Source organism: Aeromonas sp. D3, from assembly GCF_027705025.1.
In the GTDB taxonomy this organism is placed as follows: domain Bacteria; phylum Pseudomonadota; class Gammaproteobacteria; order Enterobacterales; family Aeromonadaceae; genus Aeromonas; species Aeromonas salmonicida.
Window position 1 is genome coordinate 44,607 of sequence record NZ_JAPDBE010000033.1, and the last position, 8,879, is coordinate 53,485.

Annotated in this window: 10 protein-coding genes and 1 tRNA gene; all 11 read right to left on the reverse strand. The window is 58.6% G+C overall.

From position 1 onward, the window contains the following. Nucleotides 1-81: 81 nt before the first annotated feature. The 11 genes from hemB to OKC28_RS17185 all read right to left on the reverse strand — a co-directional run bounded on the left by hemB (nt 82) and on the right by OKC28_RS17185 (nt 8,696). On the reverse strand, nt 82-1,101 hold the full coding sequence (gene hemB, locus OKC28_RS17135; RefSeq protein WP_256686341.1) for a porphobilinogen synthase: 1,020 nt from the start codon (nt 1,099-1,101) through the stop codon (nt 82-84). A gap of 3 nt (nt 1,102-1,104) precedes the next feature. Continuing rightward, nucleotides 1,105-1,890: a TatD family hydrolase gene (locus OKC28_RS17140; RefSeq protein ID WP_256686343.1), complete on the reverse strand. Its 786-nt coding sequence runs from the start codon at nt 1,888-1,890 to the stop codon at nt 1,105-1,107. Nucleotides 1,891-2,001: 111 nt separating this feature from the next. Then, nucleotides 2,002-2,757: a twin-arginine translocase subunit TatC gene (gene tatC / locus OKC28_RS17145; protein WP_270690521.1), complete on the reverse strand. Its 756-nt coding sequence runs from the start codon at nt 2,755-2,757 to the stop codon at nt 2,002-2,004. Beyond that, the gene (tatB, locus tag OKC28_RS17150) at nt 2,754-3,200 is read right to left on the reverse strand and encodes a Sec-independent protein translocase protein TatB (protein ID WP_256686345.1); all 447 of its coding nucleotides are present in this window, start codon (nt 3,198-3,200) and stop codon (nt 2,754-2,756) included. Before tatB ends, tatC begins: the two co-directional genes overlap by 4 nt. Before the next feature lie 3 nt (nt 3,201-3,203). Beyond that, on the reverse strand, nt 3,204-3,449 hold the full coding sequence (gene tatA, locus OKC28_RS17155; RefSeq protein ID WP_256686346.1) for a Sec-independent protein translocase subunit TatA: 246 nt from the start codon (nt 3,447-3,449) through the stop codon (nt 3,204-3,206). Between the two features lie 113 nt (nt 3,450-3,562). Next, the gene (gene ubiB / locus OKC28_RS17160) at nt 3,563-5,203 is read right to left on the reverse strand and encodes a ubiquinone biosynthesis regulatory protein kinase UbiB (RefSeq protein WP_270690524.1); all 1,641 of its coding nucleotides are present in this window, start codon (nt 5,201-5,203) and stop codon (nt 3,563-3,565) included. Further along, on the reverse strand, nt 5,203-5,811 hold the full coding sequence (locus OKC28_RS17165; protein ID WP_234578923.1) for a ubiquinone biosynthesis accessory factor UbiJ: 609 nt from the start codon (nt 5,809-5,811) through the stop codon (nt 5,203-5,205). Before OKC28_RS17165 ends, ubiB begins: the two co-directional genes overlap by 1 nt. 8 nt (nt 5,812-5,819) lie before the next feature. Continuing rightward, entirely contained in the window at nt 5,820-6,572 is a 753-nt protein-coding gene (gene ubiE / locus OKC28_RS17170) for a bifunctional demethylmenaquinone methyltransferase/2-methoxy-6-polyprenyl-1,4-benzoquinol methylase UbiE (RefSeq protein WP_005320731.1), read from the reverse strand. 65 nt (nt 6,573-6,637) lie between these two features. After that, on the reverse strand, nt 6,638-7,015 hold the full coding sequence (gene crcB, locus OKC28_RS17175; RefSeq protein WP_005320732.1) for a fluoride efflux transporter CrcB: 378 nt from the start codon (nt 7,013-7,015) through the stop codon (nt 6,638-6,640). An 89-nt stretch (nt 7,016-7,104) separates the two neighbouring features. Beyond that, nucleotides 7,105-8,370: a cytosine deaminase gene (locus OKC28_RS17180; protein ID WP_256686348.1), complete on the reverse strand. Its 1,266-nt coding sequence runs from the start codon at nt 8,368-8,370 to the stop codon at nt 7,105-7,107. Nucleotides 8,371-8,620: 250 nt separating this feature from the next. Further along, nucleotides 8,621-8,696 (reverse strand) — tRNA-Thr (locus OKC28_RS17185). Between the last annotated feature and the right edge of the window lie 183 nt (nt 8,697-8,879).

The following is an 8,879-nucleotide window of genomic DNA, read 5'->3' on the forward strand; positions in this document are numbered from 1 at the left end:
CATTAAATCAGCGATCCGGCTGTCAGAGACGACAATGCCGGCCCAGGGGCCGGCATTGTGAGCGAAATGAGACGGCGGACATCAGCGTTTGGCGTCTTCCTGCAGCCACTGGGCAACCCGTTTGGCGAAGTAGGTGAGAATGCCATCGGCACCGGCTCGCTTGAAGCAGAGCAGGGACTCCATGATGCTCTCCTTCTCCTTCAGCCAGCCGTTCTGGATCGCAGCCATGTGCATGGCGTACTCGCCGCTCACCTGATAAGCAAAAGTCGGCACACCGAACTGATCCTTCACCTGACGGATCACGTCCAGATAGGGCATGCCCGGCTTGACCATGACGCTGTCAGCCCCTTCCTGAATATCCAGCGCCACTTCGTGCAGGGCTTCGTTGCTGTTGGCCGGATCCATCTGATAGGTGGCCTTGTTGCTCTTGCCGAGGTTGCCGGCAGAGCCCACCGCATCACGGAACGGGCCGTAGTAGCAGGAGGCATACTTGGCGGAGTAGGCCATGATCTGGACATTGATGAAGCCGTTCGCTTCCAGTGCGGCGCGAATCGCGCCGATGCGGCCATCCATCATGTCGGACGGCGCAACGATATCGGCCCCGGCGGCAGCGTGGGAGAGCGCCTGCTTCACCAGGATGTCCGTGGTGATGTCGTTCAGCACATAACCTTCATCATCTATGATGCCGTCCTGACCGTGGGTGGTGAAGGGGTCAAGCGCCACGTCCGTAATGACACCCAGCTCGGGGAAACGAGCCTTGAGGGCGCGGGTCGCCCGCTGGGCAAGACCGTCCGGGCTGTAAGCCTCTTCCGCCAGCAGGCTTTTGCTCTGAAGCGGGGTAACCGGGAAGAGCGCAATGGCGGGCACGCCGAGGGCGACCAGCTCTTCGGCTTCCGCCAGCAGCAGGTCGATGGAGAGACGATCCACCCCCGGCATGGAGGTGACGGCCTCACGACGGTTCTCCCCCTCCAGCACGAACACGGGATAGATGAGATCGTTGGCGGTCAGTACGTTCTCGCGCACCAGACGACGGCTGAAATCATGTTTGCGCACCCGGCGCAGGCGGCGACCCGGAAAGGCGCCCGGAAGAGTTGTAGCCATGAATCACTCCTGAAGAGGAAGTTGGAAGAACGCGGCGGAGGTGGCCCGGGTATGGGCCAGCAAGGCCTCGGGCGCTTCACCACGGCAGGCCGCCACCACCTTGGCGATATGCGGCAAAAAAGCGGGTTCGTTGCGTTTGGGTCTGGGTTTCAAATCCCGCGGTACCAGATAGGGGGCATCTGTCTCTATCATCAGCCGACCGGCCGGAATGCGCGCCACCTGTTCCCGCAGTAGCTGACCACGGCGCTCGTCGCAGAGCCAGCCAGTCACCCCGATATGCAGTCCCAGCGCCAGACATTCGTCCAGCTCCTCGTCGGAACCGGTGAAGCAGTGCAGCACGGCCCCCGGCAGTTTGGGTAGCCAGGGACGCAGGATCTCGACGAAACGGGCGTGCGCATCGCGGCAATGGAGAAACACCGGCATCGCCAGTTCGGCCGCCAGCGCCAGCTGGGCGTCGAACACCGCATCCTGCACCGGACGGGGGGAGAAATCGCGGTTGTAGTCGAGACCGCACTCGCCGATGGCGACTACCTGTGGCAGGGCTGCCAACTCACGCAGGGCGGGCAAGGTTGCCTCATCGACGCTTTTGGCATCGTGAGGATGAACCCCGGCGGTGGAGAAACAGTAACCCGGCCACAGCGCAGCCAGGTCAGCGCTTTCGCGGCTACCGGCCAGATTGGTACCGGTCAGGATCAGTGCCTCGACCCCGGCGGCACGGGCGCGTGCCACCAGTTCAGGCTGTTCACCGGCAAACTGGCTGCTGGTGAGGTTGAGACCAATGTCGATCATGGGATGAGACGTTCCAAACAAAAGGAAGACATATCAGGTATTTGAAAACCATCTACTCGATGGGGCATCACCATACGCCTCGAACGGGGGCATGAAAAGAGGAAGGGAGCCTCAGCTCCCCTCTTCCGTTTGTTCCTGTTGCTCCTCATCCTCTTTCTTCACATAGAAACGGGCGAAGAACAGACCTATCTCCCACAAGGCCCACATGGGAATGGCGAGCAGGGTCTGGGAGAAGACATCGGGTGGCGTCAGCAACATGCCGACCACGAATACCCCGACGATGACGTAAGGACGCTTCTCCCGCAGGCTCTTGGGAGTGGTCACTCCTGTCCAGCAGAGCAGTATGGTGGCCACCGGGATCTCGAACGCCACCCCGAACGCGAAGAACAGGGTCAGCACGAAGTCCAGATAGCTGGCGATGTCGGTGGCGATGGTCACGCCGGCGGGCGCCGTACTGGTGAAGAAACCGAACACCAGCGGGAACACCACGTAGTAGGCAAACGCCATGCCGGCGTAGAACAGCGCCGCACTGGAGAAGACCAGCGGCATGATGAGACGCCGTTCATGCTTGTACAAACCGGGGGCGATGAAGGCCCAGGCCTGATACAGCAGATAAGGTATGGCCAGGAAGAAGGAGACCACTATCGTCAGCTTGATGGGGGTCAGGAAGGGGGTCGCCACATCCGTCGCTATCATGCTGGTGCCTGCCGGCAGCTGGTTGAGCAGCGGCTGGGCTACGAAGTCGTAGATATTGTTGGAAAAGTAAACCAGACAGACAAACACCAGCAGGATGGCCGAAATGGCATGCAGCAACCGGGTTCTCAGTTCGATCAGATGACTGATCAGAGGTTGTTCGGCCTGACTCATGGCTTCACCCCCTCTTTTTTGTCGGCAAGGACATTCGTATTCTGAACGGTTGTCGCCATGGGCGCCTCGTCATGAGTCATGGCCGCGGCAGGTTGCGCAGGTTCAGCCTTCACCTCGGCAGCAGCCGGGGCAGGATGGATGGTATTTTGCTGTTCATAGGGACGGGTCACCGATTGTGCCGCCGCCTTCAACTGCTCGATAGACTCCTGCAACTCGGGGCTCAGGTTGCTCATCTGCAACTGTTCGGCCTTCTTCAGGTCGTTGTGCAGCTCTTGCAACCTCAGCTCCTGCTCCAGCTCGGACTTGACCGAATTGGCAGTGCTGCGGATCAGTCTGATCCAGTGGCTGGCGGTACGGATCGCCACGGGCAGCCGCTCGGGACCAAGCACCACCAGGGCGACGATGCCGATGACAACCAGCTCCCAGAAACCGATATCGAACATGGCTTAAGCCTGATCTTTGTCTTTCTGCTTGGCGGCCTCGGCTCTGGTGGCCGCATCGTTCAGCTGTTTCGGATCGAAATCTGCATCCTTCTCGGCCGACTTGGCCTCGGGTTCGTCAGACATGGCTTTCTTGAAGCCTTTGACGGCCGCGCCCAGATCACCACCGATCCCGCGCAATTTCTTGGTGCCGAACAGCAAGACTACGATGGCCGCGATGATCAACAACTGCCAAATACTGATACCACCCATGATATTTCTCCAAAATTGGCGCCAAGGAGCGCGAGTGTGTTATTGACGAGCACGATACTGATACCAGCACGCAATCTTTTCCAAACTGGCACTTGAGGTGTGCAAGCAGGCAATTAGTGTGAACGGGCCTTGAACCACCCGAGCAGCCAGCATAATCCGGCACCAGCCAGGCTGATTTGTCCCCATTCAATGTGTTGTTTTTGAGTCAGCAAGAATACACCCACCAACAGCAGGCTGGCTCCAACCCCTAAGAGGTAGCGTGCCTGCCCCTGCCGCCGGCTGTGACGGCGAAAATCGGCAAACATCTGGTCGAAGTGGCGCTGCTGATGACGGGTCTGGCGCAGTGTCTCGTAGACCAGCTCGGGCAACTCCGGCAGCTTCTCCGCCCAGAACGGCGCCTTCTCCTTGATGGCATTCCACACCGCTTTCGGCCCGACCTGCTCCTGCATCCAGTTTTCCAGATAAGGCTTGGCGGTCTGCCACAGATCCAGCTGGGGATAGAGTTGACGACCCAGCCCCTCCACATAAAGCAGGGTCTTTTGCAGCAGCACCAGTTGCGGCTGTACAGCCATGTTGAAGCGACGGGCTGTATTGAACAGGTTGAGCAGCACGTGGCCGAACGAGATCTCGGACAGCGGCTTCTCGAAGATGGGTTCCAGCACGGTGCGAATGGCAAATTCGAATTCATCCACCTTGGTATCGGGTGGTACCCAGCCAGACTCCACATGCAGCTCCGCCACCCTTTGATAGTCGCGGTTGAAGAAGGCGAGGAAGTTCTCGGCCAGGTAGCGCTTGTCTTCCCGATTCAGGGTGCCGACTATGCCGCAGTCTATGCCGATCCAGAGCGGATTGTCGGGATGCTCATAGGAGACGAAGATGTTGCCCGGGTGCATGTCGGCGTGGAAGAAACTGTCACGGAACACCTGGGTGAAGAAGACTTCCACACCCCGCTCGGCCAACAGCTTCATGTTGGTGCCGTTGGCTTCCAATGCCGGAATGTCGGAAACCGGTATACCGTAGATGCGCTCCATCACCAGCACATGCTCACGGCAGTGTTCCGTGAACACCTCGGGCACGTAGAGCGCATCGGAACCGGTGAAGTTGCGGCGCAGCTGGATGGCATTGGCCGCTTCTCGCATCAGGTTCAATTCGTCGATTATGGTCTTGCGATACTCTTCCACCACCTCGATGGGGCGCAGGCGCGTGCTCTGGGGTATGAAACGGGCCACCAGACGGGCCAGGGTCTGCATCAGACGCAGGTCGGCCTCGATGACCGGCTCTATATCCGGGCGGATCACCTTGATGACGATCTCGCGGCCATTCTCCTTCAATCGACCGGTATGGACCTGGGCGATGGAGGCCGATGCCAGCGGTGTCTCGTCGAAATCGTCGAACAGCGTTTCGACGGTGCAACCCAGGCTCTCCTCGATCTTGAGACGGGCCGCCTGACCGCAGAAGGGGGGAACTCTGTCCTGCAACATGGCCAGCTCTTCGGCGATATCCGGCGGCAGAAGATCGCGCCGGGTCGACAGCATCTGACCGAACTTGATGAAGATGGGGCCGAGAGCCTCGAAGGCGAGGCGAATGCGGGCGCCCCGGCTAAGGTCGGGCTGCTTTTTCTTCAGCCAGAACAGGCTGCGACGAGCCAGACGACCCGGCCAGGGTTGATAGCGGGCAGGCACCAGTTCATCTATGCCCTGCTCCAGCAGTATGGTGATGATGCGATAGAGGCGCTTGAACTCCTTCGGGGTCATCAGGCTACCTGCTGTTCGAAGCGTGCCAGCCGTAGCTCGACTGCTTTCATCTGTTGCGCCAGCACCTCGACGTCATCGTTGAAGCTCGCCACCTCCAGCGGACCGGGCGCGAGCCGGATCTCTTCGGTCAGGTATTCGGCCAACTGACGCTGGGAGCGGCACAGCTCGCGCCCCAGCACGCGACGCGCCTGACGGGCACCACTGAACAGGGTGTGGGCCAGCACGTCGCCGGTATAGCGCGACAGCTCCTCTTCCCAGTCGATATCCAGCTCGCCAAGCAAGACGCTGAACGCCTGCACCAGCTGGGGATCGCCGCTCAGGTCGAGCTTCTCCTCGCGGATATAACGGGTAAGAGCGGACGGGTCCTTGAGCAGGCCAAGCGCCGTCAGCGACAGGCTGAGCACCGCATCGGCCTCACCCTCATGCTGAGCCAGCACATCGAGCCGGCGATCGGAGAAGACGAACCAGAGCGGTTTGAGCTCACGCAATTCCAGCTTGAGCACCTTGCCCGTCAGCTTGCGCAACCGCTCCGGGCTCTGCTTGTCGAACGTCAGCAGCTGATTGAGGCTGGTTTCGATCACGGCAGTGACCATGGCATCCATCGGCATAGGCAACCTTAAAACTTGTAACCGCGGTGCAGGGCAACCACACCCTGGGTCAGGTTGTAGAACTCAACCTGCTCGAAACCGACATTTTCCATCATCCCCTTCAGGGTCTGCTGGTCCGGGTGCATGCGGATGGATTCTGCCAGATACTTGTAGCTTTCACCGTCGTTCGCGACAAGTTCGCCCATTTTCGGTAACAACTTGAAGGAGTAGAGATCGTACAGCTTGGCGATCACTTCGCTGGCCGGCTTGGAAAACTCCAGCACCAGCAGGCGGCCGCCCGGCTTGAGTACCCGGAACATGGAGGCCAGCGCCTTGTCCTTGTCAGTCACATTGCGAAGGCCGAAGCCGATGGTGATGACATCGAAGTGATTGTCCGGGAAGGGCAATGCCTCGGCGTTGGCCTGCACGTAGGAGACGTTGTTCGCCACCCCCAGGTTGCGCAGCTTGTCGCGGCCCACCTTGAGCATGGAGTCATTGATATCTGCCAGCACCACCTGACCTGTCTCGCCGACGATGCGGGAGAACTTGGCGGTCAGATCACCGGTACCACCGGCCAGATCCAGCACCTTCTGGCCCTTGCGCACACCGGAACAATCTATGGTGAAGCGCTTCCACAGGCGGTGGATGCCGAACGACATCAGATCGTTCATCAGATCATACTTGGCTGCCACCGAATGGAAGACGCCAGCAACCAGAGTTTCCTTCTCGGTCGCGGCCACGGTTTTAAAGCCAAAATGCGTTGTCGTAGTCTGTTCTGACATCCCTTAAACACCCATAGAGCAAAGAATGGTCGCCAGTTTACCAGAGCCAATGGCGTGCGGACACCTTAAACCCGGCTGGCGACCAACTGCATCCCCAGCAACACCATGGCCAGGCAGAGGGACAGGTTGAGACCCATATTCAGCACCGCCTTCAGGTAGGCCCCCTGCTGCGCCAGCACGACTGTATCCAGCGCGAAGGAAGAGAAGGTAGTCAGGGCCCCGAGGATCCCCACCATCAGCAACGGCTTCATGGGGTGTTCCACCACATGACCGTGACTGATGAGGGCAAAGGCGATACCCATGATGAAAGAGCCCACCACATTGACCACCAGGGTGCCGTAGGGGAAATGGCGACCCAGCAATAACGCCATCAGCTCGGATATACCAAAGCGCAGGCAGGCACCGATGGCACCACCGGCTGCAACAAATAACCAGGTTTGCATGGGGCAGACTCCGTAATATCAGGCCGACATTATGCAAAATATCCACAGTAGAGGACAGACAGGCAATTAATCGACACGGCAGTGCCGTCTTAGCGGCGAAAATCGACCGGCTCGACCCGATCCAGATGGAGTGAGGTCTGGGCTGGCCTGGTCTCGGCAATCACCCGACCATGGCGAATGGAGTAGCGCACCGGCACCTGACGCCGCACCGCATCAAAGCCATTCTCGGCGGGCAGGATCAGCAGATTGGCCGGCTTGCCCACCTCGATGCCGTAGCGATCCTGCACATTCAGGGTACGGGCGCTATGGCTGCTGATCAGTTTCAAACTGTCGTTGATCTGCTCATAACCCATTATCTGGCACACATGCAGCCCCATGTGCAGCACCTGCAGCATGTTGGCGGTGCCCATGGGATACCAGGGATCGAACACATCATCGTGGCCGAAGCAGACATTGATGTTGGCCTCCAGCATCTCCTTCACCCGGGTAATGCCACGACGCTTGGGATAGGTATCGAACCGTCCCTGCAGGTGGATGTTCACCAACGGATTGGCGACGAAGTTGATGTCCGCCATCCTGAGCAGCCGAAACAGGCGGGAAGCATAGGCCCCGTTGTAGGAGTGCATGGCTGTGGTATGGCTGGCGGTCACCCTATGGCCCATGTCGCGCTCGTAAGCCAGGGTCGCCAGTGTCTCGATAAAGCGGGACTGCTCGTCATCGATCTCGTCACAATGAACATCCACTAGAACCTGATACTTCTCGGCAAGATCGAAGATGTAATGCAGACTTTCGACCCCGTATTCCCGGGTAAACTCGAAATGGGGTATGGCGCCAATCACATCGGCTCCCAGCCTGAGCGCCTCTTCCAGCAAGGCCTTGCCGTTGGGATAAGAGAGGATCCCCTCCTGGGGAAACGCCACTATCTGCAGCTCGACCCACTCCTTCATCTCCTCCCGCACCTCCAGCATGGCTTTCAGGGCCACCAGATTGGGGTCGGAGACATCCACATGAGTACGGACAAACTGGATGCCGTTGGCCATCTGCCATTTCAGGGTCTGGATGGCCCGCCGCTTCACATCGTCATGGGTCAGCAGCGCCTTGCGCTCGGCCCAGCGCTCTATCCCCTCAAACAGGGTACCGGACAGATTCCAGCTCGGCTCCCCGGCAGTCTGGGTAGTGTCGAGGTGAACATGAGGCTCGATAAAAGGTGCAATAGCCAGGCCTGCTTCCCCATCCAGCTCCCGGGCAGACAAGAGAAGCTGGCTCATGGGCGCTATGGTCCGGATCAACCCATCCTGACAGAGGATTTGCCACAACCCCTCCCTGTCAGTCAGACACACATTCTTTATCAGCATGTTTTTCATCCTTTTTCTGACACCTATTACCTTTCCAATCGACAACTTAGCTCGGATCAATTTAATAGAACAGCATTCACGTTGAATACATATGAAGCTGACACTATTGGCAAACGGCAACAATAAAGGGAATTGACCGAAATAGGGGCCGAAGATCAGACCCGTCTCTATCTGGATGCCAGAAAAATCTCAGTAAACTGAGAAACGCAGATGCAAAAAAGCCTCCCGATTGGGAGGCTTTAATATTTACTGGTGCTGATACCCAGAGTCGAACTGGGGACCTCATCCTTACCAAGGATGCGCTCTACCAACTGAGCCATATCAGCACACTAACCGGTAAAGACCGCACTGCGTGCGTTATCTAAATCTCTTGTCCGCAACAACCTTACGTTGTCACACGACCAACCACATCGCTGTGATTGCTTAATTGAAGCCTGGCAGTGTCCTACTCTCGCATGGCGAATGCCACACTACCATCGGCGCTACCGCGTTTCACTTCTGAGTTCGGC